This is a genomic window from Frateuria sp. GZRR33, from assembly GCF_051900425.1.
In the GTDB taxonomy this organism is placed as follows: domain Bacteria; phylum Pseudomonadota; class Gammaproteobacteria; order Xanthomonadales; family Rhodanobacteraceae; genus Frateuria_A.
Window position 1 is genome coordinate 135,355 of record NZ_JBHZGK010000003.1, and the last position, 17,027, is coordinate 152,381.

Here is a 17,027-nt window from a genome sequence, read left to right on the forward strand (position 1 = left end):
CATGCGAGCCGACGCTGCCTTTACTCCCTCTCCCCGGAGGGGAGAGGGAGCAGAGCCACGCGTTGCTCTTGCGGCGAGGGGCCTGAACATGGCGCAGTTCCGCTACCGCGCCATCAGCGCCGCCGGCGAGATGCTGCAGGGCCAGATCGAGGCGCCGAGCATGGAGGAGGCGATCGGCCGCCTGCAGGACCAGGGCCATACGCCGCTGGAGGCCAGGCCCGCCGACGCCATGGGCGAAGGCTCGGCGTTCGCCGCACTGCTCAAGCGCGGCCCGTTCACCGGCGACCAGCTCGCGCAGTTCACCCACCAGCTGGCCACGCTGCTCGGCGCCGGCCAGCCGCTGGACCGCGCGCTGGGCATCCTGATGGAACTGCCCGAGGCCGAGCGCGCCAGGCGGCTGGTCGAGCGCGTGCGCGACCGCGTGCGGGGCGGCACCACGCTGTCGCAGGCGCTGGAGGAGGAGCACGGCGTGTTCCCCAAGCTGTACATCTCGCTGGTGCGAGCGGGCGAGGCCGGCGGTTCGCTGGAGGACACCCTGCGCCGCCTGGCCGAATACCTCGAACGCGCCCAGCAACTGCGCGGCAGCATCATCAACGCGCTGATCTACCCGGCGTTCCTGCTCATCGGCGTGCTCGGTTCGCTGGTGCTGCTGCTGGCCTACGTGGTGCCGCAGTTCGTGCCAATCTTCCAGGACATGCAGGTGCCGATACCGCTGATCACGCGCGTGGTGCTGTTCATCGGCCAGGTACTGCAGACCTGGTGGTGGCTGCTGATGATCGTGCTGATCGTCGGCATCGCCGTGTGGCGCGCGCGCCTGCGCGATCCGGCGCTGCGCATGGCGTGGCATGCGAAGCTGCTGACCCTGCGCGTGATCGGCCCGCTGCTGCTGAAAGTGGAGACCGCGCGCATCGCGCGCACGCTGGGCACCTTGCTGAAGAACAGCGTGCCGCTGCTCACCGCGATCGGCATCGCGCGCCAGGTCACCGGCAACACTGCGCTCGACGATGCGCTTGCGCAGGCGGCCGAGCAGGTCAAGGGCGGCGGGGGCCTGAGCGCCGCGCTGGCGCGCTCGCAGCGCTTCCCGCGGCTGTCGCTGCAGATGGTGCAGGTCGGCGAGGAGGCCGGGCAGCTCGACAGCATGCTGCTGAAGGTCGCTGACACCTTCGATCTCGAATCCAGGCGCGCGATCGACCGCCTGCTGGCTGCGCTGGTGCCGGCGTTGACGATCGTGATGACGGTGCTGGTGGCGATCATCATGGCGGCGATCCTGCTGCCGCTGCTGAGCCTCACGGCGAACATTCAATGATGTGGAGAGTGACAATGAAACACCAACGGACCGGCTCGATGCGCGCGCGACGCGCCCGCGGCTTCACCCTGCTGGAAATGCTCGCCGTGATCGTGCTGATCGGCATCATCGGCGCGATCGTGGTGCGCCAGGTCGGCAGCAGCGTCGACAAGGGCAAGTACGGCGCGGGCAAGGCGCAGCTGATGGCGCTCGGCCAGAAGATCGAGAACTACTCACTGGACAACGGCTCACCGCCGGCAGGCCTCGACGCGCTGGTCAAGAAGCCGCCGAACGCGCCGAACTGGCAGGGCCCGTACGCCAAGCCGTCGGATCTGGTCGATCCGTTCGGCCATGCCTTCGGCTACAAGGCGCCCGGCGAGCATGGCAGCTACGACCTGGTGTTCTACGGCCAGGATGGCAAGCCCGGTGGCGACGGCTACAGCCAGGACATCGGTAACTGGCAATGAAGCAGGGAACCGGGCATCGGGAATGGGCAATCGCAGGAGCGCGTGGCTGCTTGCATGCCTTGCCGAGCCCCTGTTTTCCCTTGCCGATGTCCCGGCGCGCTTCCCGCGCCAGGGGCTTCACCCTGCTCGAAATGCTCGCCGTGATCCTGCTGATCGGCATTGCCGCGGCGGCAGCCGCGGTGTCGGTGACCCAGGGACTGGCCAGCGCACGCACGCGTGCGGCCAGCGTCGAACTGGCCGCCGCGCTGCGCGCGACCCGTGCGCAGGCGATCGTCCAGGGCAAGGAACAGACCTTCGCGCTGGATACCCGATCGGCCAGCTACCAGGCGGCTGGCGGCAAGGAGGTGGCGCTGCCCAAGGGCATGCGCCTGTCCATCACCAGCGCGCGCGAGGACCAGCCCGACAATCACACCGGCCGCATCCGCTTCTTTCCCGACGGCAGTTCCACCGGGGGCCACATCACCCTGCAGCGCGGCGAGCGCCGCTGGCAGGTCAACGTGGCCTGGCTGACGGGCGCGGTGAGCGTGGTGACGTCGTGATCGCGGGCGCGCGGGATCCGGGCTTCGGCAGCGCGCGCAAGCGCCCGCCGCCCATTTGTTCGAACCGGGAATCACCCATCCGGCATTCCCGGCGCGCCACGCGCGCCAGGGGCTTCACCCTGCTCGAAGTGATCGCCGCCGTGCTGCTGCTGGCGATCACCTTCGCCTCGCTGATGCGCGTGGCCGGCAGCTCGCTCACGCTCACCGCGCGTTCGGCCGAACGCAGCGAAGCGGCCATGTGGGCGCGCAGCCTGCTCGACAGCGCGTTCGTGCTGGAGCCGATCCGCGTCGGCCAGAGCAGCGGACGTTTCGACGAGCACTACCGCTGGCAGCTGGACGTGCGTCCGTTCCAGTTGCCGGTCACCGCGCAGGCGAACGGCCCGCAGCCGCGCGCACCAGCCTCGCCGCTCAAGCTCTACCGGCTCGACCTGAACGTGATGTGGAAGAGCGCAGGGCACGATTACAGCGCGCGCTTCAGCACCTTGCGTGTCGGTGGCCCGCAGCCGCAGGGAGCCGGGTCGTGAGTGCGGGATCCGGCATGCGCAGTCGCAGGCGCGCTCGGCGTGCCAGGGGCTTTACCCTGCTCGAAACGCTCGCCGCGCTGGCGCTGCTCGCGCTGCTGCTGGTGGGCGTCTACTCCGGCATCCGCACCGCCTCCCACAGCGTGCAATCGGGGACCGCGGCGGTGGAGCGGCTGGACGCGGTGCGCTCGGCGCAGCAGTTCCTGCGCAGTGAACTGGCGCAGGCGATGACCCAGCAGCTGGGCAAGAACCCGGACAACGACGAGGCGATCTTCTTCCGCGGCGAGCCCGACTCGATGAGCTTCGTCGCCCCCTTGCCCGGTTACCTCGGCAAGCTCGGGCCGCAGGTGCAGACGCTCGAACTGGTCGACAACGGCAAGGGCGGCCAGCGCCTGCAGGTACGCTTCGCGCTGCTGCCGCCCAGCGGCGAACCGCTCAAGCCCGGGCCGCCGCAGGTGCTGCTGGAGGACGTGCATGACGCCGGCTTCCATTACCGCGGCGTGGACGAGCAGGGCCGCGCCGGTGCGTGGCGCAGCGACTGGCGCCAGGGCGACCGCCTGCCGCAGCTGGTGCGCATCGACCTCAAGCTGCCCGGGGCCGGCTACTGGCCGCAGTTGACCGTGCCGCTGCGCGTGGATGCCTCGGCCAACCAGCGCCAGTTCGCGATGCTGGATGCCGCCGGTCCCGCCTTCGCCTGGAGGCAGCCGTGAGCGCGCGCCATGGCCAGCGGGGCGTCGCGCTGTTGCTGGTGCTGTGGGCCTGCACGCTGCTGGCGATCATGCTCGGCGGCTATGCGATGACGGCCCGCACGGAAGGCCTGCAGGCGCGCTTCCAGTTCGCCCAGACGCAGGCGCACTACGCGGCCGAGGCAGGTGTCTCCCGTGCCGTCTACGGCCTGCAGGACCCGCGGCTGTCCGAGCGCTGGCAGGCCGACGGCCGCCCGTACACGTTCCGCTTCGACGGCACCACGGTGCAGGTGAGAGTGGTCGACGAAGGCGGCAAGGTGGACTTGAACAGCGCCTCGCCGATCGTGCTGCAGGGCCTGTTCCGTGCCGCCGGCCTGCGTCCGGACGAGGCGCAGAAGATGGCCGCCGCGGTGGTCGACTGGCGCGAGTTCAACGCCGGCCGCAAGCTCGGCGCACAGGTGTACGCGGCCAACGGCTACCAGCCGCGCCACTCGCCGTTCCTGAGCATCGAGGAATTGCAGCAGGTGGCCGGCATGACGCCCGCGCTGTACCGCACGATCGCCGGCGCGATCACCATCTGGTCGGGGCGCGAAAGCCCGGACCCGAACACCGCCCAGCCGCTCGCGCTGGCCGCGATCCCGGGCATGACGCCCGAGCGGGTCGCGCAGGTGCTGGCGGCGCGAAAGAACACGCGGCCGGGCGTCGCCGCCCTGTTCGCCGGCAATGGAGTGACGCATAGTATTCGCTCGGAGGCCACGATGGCCGACGGCACGCGCGCCGTGCTGCATGCCACCGTACGCCTGCAGGGCGTTCGTCCGGGGGCGCAGCCTTACGCGGTGTTGCACTGGCGGGAGGGTGACCGCGAATGACCAACGCAACGCAATCGCTGCGGCCGCAGCTGGACCGCGCGCGCCGCGCCTGGCGCGCCTCGCCGCTGCCGCGCTTCTTCGCCTGGTGGTTCGGCGAACTCGGCGCGCTGCTGCCGGCCTCGTGGGGCCGGCTGTTCGGCGGCGGCGCGCAGTGGTACCTGCTGCAGCGCACCGACGGGCGCTGGGAGCTGCGCCGCACCGGCGAGTCGGAGGTGCGTGCGCAATGGCCGCGCGGTACCGAGGCGGCGATCGAGCAGGCCGCGCTGTCGGCGGCCGTACGCGAAACCGACCGCGAAGACCTGCGCCTGGCGCTGTTGCTGCCGGTCAGCGCGGTGCTGCGCCGGCGCCTGCTGCTCCCGCGTGCGGCAGCCGACAACCTGCAGCAGGTCGGCGCCTTCGAGATGGACCGGCAGACGCCCTTCCGCGTCGAGCAGGTCTACTACGCGGTGCTCGAACTGGACACGCCGGCCCCGGCCGGGCGCTTCTTCGCCGAGCTGGTGGCGGTGCCGCGCGACACGCTCGATCCGCTGCTGGCCGAACTCGAAGGCGCCGGCATCCGCGTCGATGCCGTGGACGTGGCCGAAGGGGCCGGCCGGCTCGGCGTGAACCTGCTGCCGCCCGCACGCGTGCCCTATCGCACCAACCCGCGCCAGCGCCTCAACCTCGCGCTCGCCGCCGCGGCGGTGCTGCTGCTGGTGCTGGCACTGGCGCAATGGCTCGCCAACCGCGAGCAGGCGCTCGCCACCATGCAGGCACAGGTGCAGGACATGCAGGCCGAGGCGCAGCAGGTCGCCGCGCTGCGCCAGGAGCTGCAGGACAACGCCGGTGCGGCCAGCTTCCTGGTCCGGCGCAAGCAGAACCGCGTGACCATGCTCGACCTGCTGCTGGATCTCACCCGCCGGCTGCCGCAGAGCGCGTGGCTGGAGCGCCTCAGCGTCGACCCGAGCGGGCAGGTGGGCTTCCAGGGCCAGGCGCCGCAGGCCGCGGCGCTGATCGACGCGCTGAAGGACTCGAAGATCGTGCGCGATCCCAACTTCCAGGGCAGCATCCAGCCCGATCCGGCCAGCGGCAAGGAGCGCTTCTACATGGTGGCGCAGCTGCGCCAGTCAGGGAGCGCTGCGCCGGCGACGCCGGCCAGCGCCGGCTCGGAGGCCCAGCCATGAGGCAACTGGAACTCAAGCCGCGCGACAGCCGCATCGCCGCCGTGCTGCTGCTGGTGCTGGCGCTGCTGCTGGTCTACTTCCTGCTGATCCACTGGTGGTTCGTCGCGCCGCTGCGCGCGGTCGACGCGCAGATGGACGACCTGCGCGACACCCAGAGCCGCTATGCGGCGGCCATCGCCGAGAAGCCGGCGCTGGAGAAGCGCATCGCCGAACTTGGCGCCGGCCAGGCCGCCAGCGCCGCGTTCCTGCCCGAGAGCGATCCCAACGCCGCCTCGGCCGGGCTGATGCAGCGGGTGGTCGACGCGGTCGGCGCGCACACCGCCGGCGGCGCCTGCGAAGTGACCCAGAAGATGCCGTTGCCCAACCCGCCGGACGACGACGCCAGCCCCTACCGCAAGGCCGCGGTGAGCATCAGCCTGCGCTGCGACATGGAACCGCTGGTGGCGGTGCTCAACGCGCTGGAGCAGGGCACCCCCTACCTGTTCGTCGACGACCTCAGCATCTACCGCAACCCGGTCGCCGCACAACAGGGCAACCAGCCGGTGCTGGAAATCCAGTTCACCCTGTCCGGCTACGTGCGCCCCTCGCACGGGCCGGGAGCGGCTGCGCCGGCACCGGCCGAAAGCACGCTCGGCGCCGACAGCGGGGAGGCGCCATGAACGCCGCCGCGCAACGTCGACTGACCGTGCCGCTGGTCGCCGCCACGGTGGTGCTGGGCGTGCTGTTCCTGGCGCTGCTGGCCGGCATCGGCCGCGGGGTGCACTGGGCGCCGCCGCGCGCGGCGACGCCGCTGCCGGCCCAGCACGCGGCCACGCTGCCGCCGCCGGTGCCGCTGGACCACTACGCGCCGGTCTGGCAGCAGCCGTTGTTCAATCCCGACCGCAAGCCGGTGGCGCACGCCGCCAGCGGCGGCAGCCAGCTTGGCGACATGCAACTGACTGGCATCATCCTCACGCCGACCCTGCGCATGGCGCTGCTGCGCAACAAGCGCGAGACGGACAAGAACCAGGAACTGCGCGTGAAAGAGGGCGCCAGCCTGCCCGACGGCAGCTGGACGCTGGTCGAGGTGAAGCCCCGCTCGGCGGTGTTCGATTCCTCCAGTGGCCGCGTCGAACTGCAGTTGCCGGCCGGCGTGCCGATCGACCAGGTGCGCGGCAACCCGGCCGAAGCCTCGTCCGTGCCGGAGCTGCCGGACGAAGTCATCGACCGCTCGCATCACCTGCAGCCGCCGGAAGAGGACGATCAGGACGGCAACCCGCAGGATCAGCCGCCCCCCGGCGCGGATGTGCCGGAGGACAATGGTGACCAGAACGCGCCGCCCAGCGGCGGCGGGGCCATCCCGGCACTGCGCGGCGGTGCGCCGGCCCGCATGCAGATGACCAACGAGGAGCGCCAGGCCGAGCGCCTGCGCCAGCTCAAGGCTGCCATCCAGAAACGCCGCGCCGAACAGGCAGCCGCGAAGGCTCAAGAAGGAGATCGCTGAACCATGTTCCCCAACGCCCTGCACCGTCTGTCCCGGATCGGCGCCATTGCGCTGACGGTCTGGCTTGTCGGCTGCTCCAGCATGCCGCAGCCGCGCGACGACTACGCGCTGCAGCGCGAGGCCGTGGCCGGTACCGAGAAGCCCGCGCCGGCGCCGCTGCCGCTCAACAACAACGTCGGCCCGGCCGAAGCGGCCAGCTCGCAGCCGCAGATCGACAGCGGCACCGGCCAGTTCATCCACCCGCAGCCGCTGGCCAGGCCCCGACCGGCGGCGCACGGCGAGGGCGCGGTGACCTTCAACTTCGAGAACCAGCCGGTGCAGGCGGTGGTCAAGGCGATCCTCGGCGACTTCCTGAAGAAGAACTACACCATCGTCCCGGGCGTGCAGGGCAACATCTCCTTCTCCACCTCCGAGCCGATCGACGCCAGCCAGGCGCTGCCGGTGCTGGAGACGCTGCTGTCCTGGACCGGCAACGCGCTGGTGCGCCAGGGCAACAGCTACGTGGTGATGCCGGCCAAGAACGCGATCGCCGGCAGCGTGTCGCCCAGCCTTGGCGCGGTGGCGCCGCAGGGCGGCATGCAGGCACGGCTGTTCCCGCTGCACTACATCTCCGCGGCGCAGATGCAGAAGCTGATCAAGCCGTTCGCGCGTCCGGATTCGATCCTGCTGGCCGATCCCGCACGCAACGTGCTGGTGCTCGCCGGCTCGCCGCAGGAACTGGACAACTACGCGCGCACCATCCACACCTTCGATGTCGACTGGCTCAAGGGCATGTCGGTGGGCGTGTTCAGCCTGCAACGGGCCAACGTCACCGAGCTGATGCCCAAGCTCGACGCGATCTTCGGCAAGCAGGGCGACAGCCCGCTGGCCGGCATGCTGCGCTTCATCCCGATCGAGCGCACCAATGCGCTGGTGGTGATCAGCACGCAGCCGGACTACCTGCAGGAAGTGGGCGACTGGATCGCCCGCATCGACCGTGGCGGCGGCAACGAGCCGCAGCTTTATGTCTACGACGTGCGCAACATCAAGGCCTCGGACCTGGCCAAGTACCTGGCGCAGATCTATACCAACGCCTCGGCCAGCGGCAGCAGCGGCGGCGAGGTCGGCCCGGGCCTCAGCTCCGGCACGCTGGGCAACGCCGACAACGCCAACGGCACCGCGATGGGCAGCACCGCCGGCAGCTTCGGCAACAGCGGCGGGATCGCCGGTGGTTCGGGCAGCTTCAAGGGCGGCAACGACGCCGGCAGCAGCGGTGGCCTGTCCGGCCTCAACGGCAACGACGGCAGCGGCATGAGCGGCCAGGGCAACGGCTTCGGCGGCAGCGGTGGCTTCGGCAACAGCAGCGGCCTGGCCAATGCCAGCAGTTCGGCGAACGACCAGCAGTACAGCTCCTCGGATGGCTCGATCAAGATCTCCTCGGTCGACGCCAACAACCAGTTGCTGGTGCGTGCGCGTCCGTCGCAATGGGCGGAGATCGAGGGGGCGATCCAGCGGCTGGACAACGTGCCGCTGCAGGTGCAGATCGAGACGCGCATCCTCGAAGTGCAGCTCACCGGCGCCTTCCAGTTCGGCGTCCAGTGGTATCTCGAAGGCCTGGTCGGCGGCACGGCCAACAGCAGCGGCGTGACGCCCGGGCAGCCCGGCAACCAGCAGCAGTGGGCGCTGGGCAAGGGCGGCATGACCTACAACCCGACCGGGGATTCGTTCTTCTATTCCTTCCTCAACAACAACCTGCAGGTCGCCCTGCACGCGCAGGAGACCAACGGCAACGTCAAGACGCTCTCGGCGCCCTCGCTGGTGGTGATGAACAACCAGGTGGCGCACATCCAGGCGGGCGACGAAATCCCGGTCAACCAGACCTTCTTCACCACCGGCCTGGGCACCACCACCAACGACAGCCCGACCACCATCGGCCAGGTGCAGTACATCAGCACCGGCGTCATCCTGGACGTGCAGCCGCGGATCAATCCGGGCGGTCTGGTCTACCTCAACATCAAGCAGCAGGTGAGCGTGCCGGGCACCAAGGACTCCAACGGCAACTACACCATCCAGCAGCGTGAGATCGCCACCCAGGTGGGCGTGCAGAGCGGCCAGACCGTGTTGCTGGGCGGCCTGATCCGCCAGGACGAGGGCAACACCGACACCGGCATTCCCGGCCTCAACCGCATTCCGCTGATCGGCCGCCTGTTCGGCAGTACCGACCGCCACCGCAATCGCTCCGAGCTGATCGTGCTGATCACGCCGCGGGTGATTGGCTCCAGCGACGACGCCAAGCGCATCACCGACGAGTACCAGGCCAAGTTCGAATCGCTCGCGCCGCTGCGCGCCGAGCGCGCGAAGGAACCGCCGCCGCCGGCCGCCTCGCCGGCCGACGTACCGCTGCCCACGCCGCCGGCCACGCCCGAGCAGCTCAACCAGCAGGCGGAGGCGGCACTGAGGCAGACCGATTACGACGCCGCGCAGGGGCTGGCGCTGGAGTCCTGGCGCAACGGCCCGCAGCACGGCGAGCTGTGCGCGCGCAACTGGCAGATCATCGCCAGCGTGCGGACACACCTGGGCGATACCGAGGGCGTGGACACGGCGCGCAAATGGGTGGCGCAGTGCATGGCAGGCGGGAAGTAGTTTCCCCGCGGGGCAACCCCATCCGCCTGTCGGCAGCTTTTCCGTAAACGGGGAAGGCACGGCAGGCCGGTTCGTGCTTGTGTTCAGCGGCTGTGCCCGGAGGGCGGATGGGGCAGTCCCGCCCCAGCCCTTATCATCCGCGGGAATGACGCAAGCCGACTTCCCCATTACCCCGCTTCTTCCCAGGTTGCGCGCGGCGCTCGACGCCCACCCGCGCCTGGTCCTCGAAGCCCCCCCGGGCGCGGGCAAGACCACCCAGGTTCCGCCCGCGCTGCTCGACGCCCCATGGCTGGAGGGCCGGCGCATCGTGGTGCTCGAGCCACGGCGCATCGCTGCGCGCGCGGCCGCCCAGTTCATGGCGGCGCAACGAGGCGAGGAGGTCGGCCAGACCATCGGCTACCGCATCCGCTTCGAGTCCCGGGTGAGCTCGGCCACCCGGATCGAGGTCGTCACCGAAGGCATCCTCACGCGGCTGATCCAGGACGACCCGGAGCTGTCGGGCATCGGCGCGATCCTGTTCGACGAGTTCCACGAACGCCACCTCGCCGGCGACCTGGGACTGGCCCTCGCGCTGGACGTGCAGGCGACCCTGCGTCCCGACCTGCGCCTGCTGGTGATGTCGGCCACGCTCGACGGCGAGCGCATCGCGCACTGGCTGGACGCGCCGCGGCTGTCCAGCCCCGGCCGCAGCTTTCCCGTGCGCGTCGAACACCCGCCCGCGCGCGCGCAGGAGACCGTCGAACACCACCTGGCGCGCGTCACGCGCCAGGCGCTGGAGGAGAACCCCGGGGACGTGCTGATATTTCTCCCCGGCCGCCGCGAGATTGCGCGTGCTCACGCGCTGCTCGAAAACACGCTCTCCTCTGCGTTCGGGCGCGGGCCCGGGGGTGAGGGTTCAGGCGAGGCGCACCGCCGCGCGCCGCCCCGACCTTCAGCCGCCCCCGCCGAGCTGGAGATCCTCGCCCTGCACGGCGAGCTCTCGCTGGCCGAACAGCAGGCCGCGCTGGCTCCGGCCGAGCCCGGCACGCGACGGGTGATCCTCGCCACCAACGTGGCCGAATCCAGCGTGACACTGCCTGGCATCCGTGCGGTGATCGACGCGGGCCTGGCGCGCGAGCCGCGTTTCGATCCCAACTCCGGCTTCGCCCGACTGGAGACGGTCGTGATCTCGCAGGCCTCGGCAGATCAGCGCGCCGGTCGCGCCGGGCGCGTCGCCGAAGGCACCGCCTACCGCCTGTGGCCGCAAAGCCGGCGGCTGGAGGCGGCGCGCACGCCGGAGATCGCGCAGGCCGAGCTGTCGGGTCTGGCGCTGGAGCTGGCTGCGTGGGGGGTAAGCGCCGACGGCGATGATGCACTCCGCTGGCTGGACCCGCCGCCTTCGGGCGCGCTGGCGCAGGCGCGCGAGTTGCTGGCCGCGCTGGGCGCGCTCGACGCCGATGAGCGCATCACGCCACTGGGGCGGCGCATGCTCGAACTCGGCGCGGCCCCTCGGCTGGCCGCGATGGCGCTGCGTGCGCCGCTGGAACTGCGTCCGCTGGCCGCCGATCTGCTTGCCCTGGTCGAAGCACGCTCGCCGCTGCGAGGCGAGCAGGCGCGCAGCGACGACTTCCGCGCCCGGGTAGCCGCCTTGCATGCCTGGCGCGACCGGCGCGTCGCCTCGGGTTCGTCCAGGGGCGCCAGCGCACGCGGCGGCTTCGACAGCGGCGCCATGGCGGCCATCGAACAAGCGTCCAAGGGCTGGCGCAGACGTCTGGACGTCCGTACGGCCGCCAGTGGCGTGCCCGACAGCCATGCCATCGGCGACCTGCTGCTGCACGCCTGGCCTGACCGCATCGCCCGCCAGGACGAGGCCAATCCGCGCCGCTACACGCTCGCCAACGGCCGTGGCGCCAGCCTGCACGAGTCCAGTGCGCTGTTCGGCGAACCGTGGCTGGTGGTGCTCGACCTCAGGCTGGATGCGCGCGACAGCCTGGTGCTCGCCGCCGCGCCGTTCGACCCGCGGCGCCTCGACGAGGACTTCCCGCAGCACTTCCTGCGCGAGCGCGCGCTGCGCTGGAACGATGGGCGTGGCGCGGTGGAGGCCTTCGAGGAGCGGCGCTTCGGCGCCATCGTGCTGGAACGGCGCAGCGTGCCGGTGCAGCCGGAGGACGCGCTGCCTGCACTACTCGCCGCCGTCCGCAGCCGTGGCATCGACGCGCTGCCGTGGAGCGACACCGCGCGCCGCCTGCGCGCGCGGATGCAGGCGCTCGCCGGCTGGATGCCCGAGCTGGGTCTGCCCGACGTCTCCGATCCGGCGTTGCTGGCCTCGCTGGAGCACTGGCTCGGGCCGCACCTGCAGGGCAAGCGCAAGCTCGACGCGCTTGGCACCGACGAGCTCTCCCAGGCGCTCGCCACGCTGTTCGACTACGCGCAACGCCGCCAGCTCGACCAGTACGCGCCGGAAAGCCTGGCCGTGCCCAGCGGCCAGGTGCGCAAGCTCGAATACGCGCCGGGCGAACCGCCGGTGCTGGCGGTGAAACTGCAGGAACTGTTCGGGTTGGCCGACACGCCGCGCGTGGCCGGTGGCCGCGTGCCGGTCACCCTGCACCTGCTCTCGCCGGCCGGTCGCCCGATCCAGGTCACGCAGGACCTGAAAGGCTTCTGGGAACGCACCTACCCGGAGGTGAAGAAGGAACTGAAGGGCCGCTATCCGCGCCACCCGTGGCCGGACGATCCGTGGTCGGCCACGCCGACCCACCGGGCCAAGCCGCGCGGGACGTAGTCCGCCTAGGGTCCGGAGAAGGCGCCCCTGCCTCTCTCTGCGCCCTCCCCGCATTCGGGAGAAGGCCGCCGCGGAACGCGGGTGGATCCTTTCCCGTTCCACGGGGGAAGGTGCCCGAAGGGCGGATGGCGGCAGCCTTGCGGCAAGCCCCCTTCCTTCGTTCGCCATCGAAAGGTCCCCGCCAGCGCCGGTACTAGACTCCGCGCATGCCCGCTTCGCTCACCCCGCACCAGCTCGCCGAAATCGGCTCCCTGCTCGCCGAACCCGCGCGCGCGTCGATGCTGCTCGCCCTGGTCGACGGCACTGCACGTCCCGCCGGCGAGCTGGCCAGGGCAGCCGGCGTCGGCGCGCCGACCGCGAGCGCGCACCTCAAGCGCCTGCTCGAAGGCGGCCTGCTCGCCGTGCAGGTGCAGGGACGCCACCGCTACTACCGCCTGGCGGGCGACGAGGTGGCCGGCTGGCTCGAAGCGCTTGCCCTGCCGCGCCCGTCGCTGGCCCCGCCCACTGGGGATGCGGACCTGCGCCGCGCACGCTTCTGCTATCGGCATCTCGCCGGCCAGCTGGGTGTGGCGTTGTGCGGCGCGCTGCTCGATCGCGGTCTGCTGGCGACGACCACCGAGGGCCTGGCCCTGCGCGTCGATGGCGTGGCCGCGCTGGCGCAGGCGGGCCTCGATCCTGCGGCGGCCAGCCACCTTGGTGGATTGCGCGGTCGCGGATGCCTGGACTGGACCGAACGCCGCCTGCACGTGGGCGGGCCGCTTGGCGTGGCGCTGACCAGTGCCATGCTCGATGCCGGCTGGTGGCGTCCTGCTTCGCGCGGGCGCGCGCTGGTGCCAAGTGCCGATGGACTGCGACGGCTGGCCCTGCTGGGCGTGCGGATGCCTGGCGATTGAGCATCCCTGCCAAGCCGCGTCGATCTCCGTCCCTTGCTGCCGCCGCATCCTTCGGGCAGGCTGGGGTTTCTGTCGAGCCGGCTGGGAACGAGATGAGCCTTGAAACGAGGCCATGGATCGAGGCGGCATGGGCCGTCGTGCTGGTGTACTGGGTCGCAAGCGCGCGTTGGGCCAAGCGCCCCGCGCGCAGCGAACCGCTGGGGTCGCGCCTCTACAAGTATTGGTTGCCGCTCGCCGCCGCAGCGATGTTGATCCAGCCACCACGCGGCTACCCCTCTTCGTTCCTGCATTGGCGCTTCATGCCCGACGACGCGTGGGTGCCGATGCTTGGCTTGGCCATGACTTGGGTCGGCGTGCTGTTCGCCTGTCGTGCGCGCAGCGTGCTCGGCGCCAACTGGAGTTCCGAAGTGCAAGTCAAGGAGGCCCATGAGCTGATCGTGAGGGGGCCCTACCGGCTGGTGCGCCACCCGATCTATACCGGCTTGCTGCTGGCCCTGCTCGGCAGCGCGCTTGCGCTGGGCGAGCTGCGCGGCCTGCTTGCGTTCGCCATCGTGGCGGTGTCGTTTTGCGTCAAACTGAGGTTGGAGGAATGCTGGATGCGCGAGCAGTTCGGCGACGCGTATATCGACTACATGCGGCGGGTGAAGGCGCTGGTGCCGGGCCTGTTCTAATTGAAAGTTCAACGCCCCAGCACGAACCCGGTCAGCACCTGTGCCGTGGCCTCGGGCTTTTCCAGCATCGGCATGTGGTTGCAGCCGTTGAGCAGGCTGGAGCTGATCGCCGGCGCCTGCACCAGGCCGTTGCGCAGGCTGTCCAGCGCTGACGGATCGATCATGCGGTCGCCGCTGCACCACAGCCCCAGCACCGGCATGCTGAGCTGGCCCAGGCGCTGCTGCAGCGAGAGGTAGTCTTCGGGTTTGCGCAGTTCGGCGAGCGTGCGCTCGATGAAGGCACGGTCGTGGCGGTTGCGCGCGACGAAGACGTCCTCGATCCGGCCGGGCACTTCAGGCGGGTGCACGAAGGCGAGCGCCAGCGCGCGTTCGAAACCGGCGCGGTCGTCGTACACGAACGGATCCTTGCCAGCGGCGATGTCGCGGTCGAAATCGTTCGGCTCCGCCTTGAGCCCGTACGCATCGACCAGCGCCAGCGCCGCCACGCCCTGCGGATGTTCGGCGGCATAGACGCCGGCGATCGCGCCGCCCATGGAGTGGCCGACCAGCACGTACCGCTGCAGGTTCAGCGCAGCGAGGAAGGCCTGCAGGCGCTGGGCCTGCGCCTCGACGCCGTAGCCCGCGTCCGGGTTGCGCGAGGACTCGCCCCAGCCCGGCAGGTCCGGGATCACCACGTGGAAGTGCGGCGTGAGTTGCTCGGCCAGCGGCAACCAGATCGTCTTGTCCGCGGCGAAGCCGTGCAGCAGCACCAGCGTCGGCCCCTCGCCGCCTTCGTAGTAGCTCCAGGTGGTGTCGCCCGCGCGCAGCGTGTGTTCCTCCACGTGCGCGGTCATGGCCTGGCGCATCAGGTGTGCGCGCAGCAGCCATTGCGGCGCGAACAGATAGCTGCCGCCGAGCACGATGACCACCAGCGCCAGCAGCACGCCGAAGAACTTCAGGCGACGAAACAGCATGCGCTGCCAGAGAGGACGGGTGGCGGGTGGGTTCATGCGTGAAATCCAGGATGTCTGAAAATCGCTCCTCCCCTGTGCGCCGGGGGAGGTTGGGAGGGGGCTTGCTCGGAGCGAGAGCACCCCTCCCCAGTCCTCCCCTGCAAGCAGGGGAGGGAGCGAACGGCTTACTTCTTGCCCTGCCTGGCCTTGCGCAGGATCGACTCGATCGCGCCCTGGGTCATCGGGTGGTAGCCGTCCTTCGCCCTGGCGTAGGCGGCTTGCGCGTAGGCCAGGCCCTCGGGCGTGGCGGCGAAGGCCTTGTACACCGGCAAGGTCAGGTACATGCGGCCGATGCGGGTCATGTGCTCGCGCGCGTCTTCCCACACGTTGCGGTCGCCTGCGGCGATGGCGTGGCTGTACCAGCGCATGCCGATCTCGGCGTTGGGCGTGCCGGTGAGGTGCCAGGCGGCGTCGAGCTGCTTCATCTTCGACAGCGGCGGCGCGTCGGGCAGGCGGTCGAGGAAGTACATCCACTCCTGCGTGTTCCAGCCCTTCGCATCGAGCTGCGCCGCGTCCAGCGTGCCGTCCAGGAACGCCGCGCGCTCCTTGTCGATCGCCTGGAACCGGGCCGATGTCGGCAGCGGCGCGTCCTTGGGGATGCCGCTCTGGTAGACCCAGGCGGTGGCCTTGTCCCAGCTCATCTTGCCTGGATGCGCGTCGAACAGGTTGGCCTTCATGTCGGCCAGCATCTGCTCGGTGGTGATCGAGGTGAAGGCGTGGCGGTGGAAGTAGGCCTTCAGCCACTCGTCGAAAGTGGCGCGGCCGAAGCGCTCCTCCAGCGTGCGCAGGAACCACGAGCCCTTGTCGTAGGCGACGTCCGACAGCGAATCGTCCGCACCCACGCCGCGCGGGTCGGGCGCGAGCTTCTGCGAGTTTTCCGGCATCTCCCCGATCGACTTCTGCAGCGCGCGCGCCGACAGCAGCGCTTCCTCGTCGGCCAGCGCCTTGCCGTAGACCGCCTCGGTGATGCGGCCCTGGACATAGGTGGTAAAGCCCTCGTTGAGCCAGATGTCGCGCCAGCTCGCGGCAGTCACCAGGTTGCCCGACCAGGAGTGCGCGAGCTCATGCGAGACCAGCGAGACCAGGCTCTTGTCGCCGACCAGCACGGTGGGCGTGGCGAAGGTCATGTCCGGGTTTTCCATGCCGCCGTAGGGGAACGAGGGCGGCAGCACGAGAATGTCGTAGCGACCCCAGGCGTAGGGCCCGTAGAGCTTCTCGGTCGCCTCGATCAGCTTCTCGGTGTCTTCGAATTCGTGCGCCGCCTTGCCGACCACGGACGGCTCGGCATAGACGGCCGAACGCGGGCCGGTTTCCTTGACCGCGATGTCGCCGGCGGCGATCGCCAGCAGGTAGGAGGGGATCGGGTGCGGCTGATCGAAGCGGAAGTCGCCATCGAGCGGATGCCTGGCGTCGTTGAGCGCGCTCATCACCACGCGCACGTCCTTCGGCGCGGTCACGTGCGCCTTGTAGGTGAAACGGATCGCCGGGGAGTCCTGCAACGGCACCCACGAGCGGGCGTGGATCGACTCGGACTGCGAGAACATGAAGGGCAGCTTCCTGTCCGCCGTCTGCGCGGGCGTGAGCCACTGCAGGCCCGAGGCCTGTGGCGAGGTCGCGTAGACGATGCGCACCTTGCCCGGATGCTTCGGCGCCTGGATGGTGAGCTTGCTGCCCAGCTCCTTGTCGCGCGGCGCCAGCGCGAACTTCAGCGCGGTGGCGCGGCCGGCGGCATCCACGCCCTCGACCTTGGCGATCTTGAGATCGCGTGTGTCCAGCACCAGCGCGGGCGCCTTCGGATTCTTCCAGTCCAGGCTCAGCGTGGCGGTGCCCTCGAGCGCCTTGTGCGGGAAGTCGACCGCCAGGTCGAGATCCAGATGGGTCACGCGGACCTGCTCCGGCTGCGCGTACGAGTGCGGGTCCGCCGCGAGCGCGGACAGTGGCAGGACGAGGGCGCCGAGGGCGAGGGCGGGGATTGCACGCATGCGGACATCTCTGCGGGTGACGGAAGCGGCGAGTATGCCATCCGGCCGGGCTGGGGCGCCCGTGACGGAAGGGCATGGAACAGGCGGCGTCAC

The 17,027-nt window shown here is 70.5% G+C and carries 15 protein-coding genes; 13 read left to right on the forward strand and 2 right to left on the reverse strand.

Translation table 11 applies throughout. The features are described 5' to 3' along the window. Positions 1 to 88: 88 nt before the first annotated feature. The 13 genes from gspF to ACFWZU_RS04890 all read left to right on the forward strand — a co-directional run bounded on the left by gspF (position 89) and on the right by ACFWZU_RS04890 (position 13,960). The gene (gene gspF / locus ACFWZU_RS04830; RefSeq protein WP_439700288.1) at positions 89 to 1,306 is read left to right on the forward strand and encodes a type II secretion system inner membrane protein GspF; all 1,218 of its coding nucleotides are present in this window, start codon (positions 89 to 91) and stop codon (positions 1,304 to 1,306) included. Positions 1,307 to 1,344: 38 nt separating this feature from the next. Then, positions 1,345 to 1,752, forward strand: a complete 408-nt coding sequence (gene gspG, locus ACFWZU_RS04835) for a type II secretion system major pseudopilin GspG (RefSeq protein WP_439700486.1) — start codon at positions 1,345 to 1,347, stop codon at positions 1,750 to 1,752. 86 nt (positions 1,753 to 1,838) lie between these two features. Next, positions 1,839 to 2,291, forward strand: coding sequence for a pilus assembly FimT family protein (locus ACFWZU_RS04840; RefSeq protein WP_439700290.1), 453 nt, complete (start codon positions 1,839 to 1,841; stop codon positions 2,289 to 2,291). Further along, positions 2,288 to 2,815: a type IV pilus modification PilV family protein gene (locus tag ACFWZU_RS04845; protein ID WP_439700291.1), complete on the forward strand. Its 528-nt coding sequence runs from the start codon at positions 2,288 to 2,290 to the stop codon at positions 2,813 to 2,815. Before ACFWZU_RS04840 ends, ACFWZU_RS04845 begins: the two co-directional genes overlap by 4 nt. Positions 2,816 to 2,829: 14 nt before the next feature. After that, positions 2,830 to 3,522 carry a prepilin-type N-terminal cleavage/methylation domain-containing protein gene (locus ACFWZU_RS04850; protein WP_439700292.1) on the forward strand — a complete coding sequence of 231 codons (693 nt, stop codon included), beginning with the start codon at positions 2,830 to 2,832 and terminating at the stop codon, positions 3,520 to 3,522. Then, positions 3,519 to 4,367, forward strand: coding sequence for a general secretion pathway protein GspK (locus ACFWZU_RS04855; RefSeq protein WP_439700293.1), 849 nt, complete (start codon positions 3,519 to 3,521; stop codon positions 4,365 to 4,367). Before ACFWZU_RS04850 ends, ACFWZU_RS04855 begins: the two co-directional genes overlap by 4 nt. Further along, the gene (locus ACFWZU_RS04860) at positions 4,364 to 5,530 is read left to right on the forward strand and encodes a type II secretion system protein GspL (RefSeq protein WP_439700294.1); all 1,167 of its coding nucleotides are present in this window, start codon (positions 4,364 to 4,366) and stop codon (positions 5,528 to 5,530) included. Before ACFWZU_RS04855 ends, ACFWZU_RS04860 begins: the two co-directional genes overlap by 4 nt. Next, on the forward strand, positions 5,527 to 6,189 hold the full coding sequence (gene gspM / locus ACFWZU_RS04865) for a type II secretion system protein GspM (protein WP_439700296.1): 663 nt from the start codon (positions 5,527 to 5,529) through the stop codon (positions 6,187 to 6,189). The genes ACFWZU_RS04860 and gspM overlap by 4 nt, the downstream gene beginning before the upstream one ends. Beyond that, complete coding sequence (locus ACFWZU_RS04870) at positions 6,186 to 7,013, forward strand: hypothetical protein (RefSeq protein ID WP_439700297.1); 828 nt, start codon at positions 6,186 to 6,188, stop codon at positions 7,011 to 7,013. Before gspM ends, ACFWZU_RS04870 begins: the two co-directional genes overlap by 4 nt. Before the next feature lie 3 nt (positions 7,014 to 7,016). Continuing rightward, the gene (gene gspD / locus ACFWZU_RS04875; RefSeq protein ID WP_439700298.1) at positions 7,017 to 9,635 is read left to right on the forward strand and encodes a type II secretion system secretin GspD; all 2,619 of its coding nucleotides are present in this window, start codon (positions 7,017 to 7,019) and stop codon (positions 9,633 to 9,635) included. Between the two features lie 145 nt (positions 9,636 to 9,780). Beyond that, on the forward strand, positions 9,781 to 12,396 hold the full coding sequence (hrpB, locus tag ACFWZU_RS04880; RefSeq protein ID WP_439700300.1) for an ATP-dependent helicase HrpB: 2,616 nt from the start codon (positions 9,781 to 9,783) through the stop codon (positions 12,394 to 12,396). 206 nt (positions 12,397 to 12,602) lie between these two features. Next, entirely contained in the window at positions 12,603 to 13,289 is a 687-nt protein-coding gene (locus ACFWZU_RS04885; protein ID WP_439700301.1) for an ArsR/SmtB family transcription factor, read from the forward strand. Further along, positions 13,286 to 13,960, forward strand: coding sequence for a methyltransferase family protein (locus ACFWZU_RS04890; RefSeq protein ID WP_439700303.1), 675 nt, complete (start codon positions 13,286 to 13,288; stop codon positions 13,958 to 13,960). The genes ACFWZU_RS04885 and ACFWZU_RS04890 overlap by 4 nt, the downstream gene beginning before the upstream one ends. 8 nt (positions 13,961 to 13,968) lie before the next feature. Here the strand turns inward: ACFWZU_RS04890 and ACFWZU_RS04895 are convergent, their stop codons facing one another. Then, positions 13,969 to 14,913 carry an alpha/beta fold hydrolase gene (locus ACFWZU_RS04895; protein ID WP_439700487.1) on the reverse strand — a complete coding sequence of 315 codons (945 nt, stop codon included), beginning with the start codon at positions 14,911 to 14,913 and terminating at the stop codon, positions 13,969 to 13,971. 164 nt (positions 14,914 to 15,077) lie between these two features. Continuing rightward, positions 15,078 to 16,934: a M1 family metallopeptidase gene (locus tag ACFWZU_RS04900; RefSeq protein ID WP_439700305.1), complete on the reverse strand. Its 1,857-nt coding sequence runs from the start codon at positions 16,932 to 16,934 to the stop codon at positions 15,078 to 15,080. Between the last annotated feature and the right edge of the window lie 93 nt (positions 16,935 to 17,027).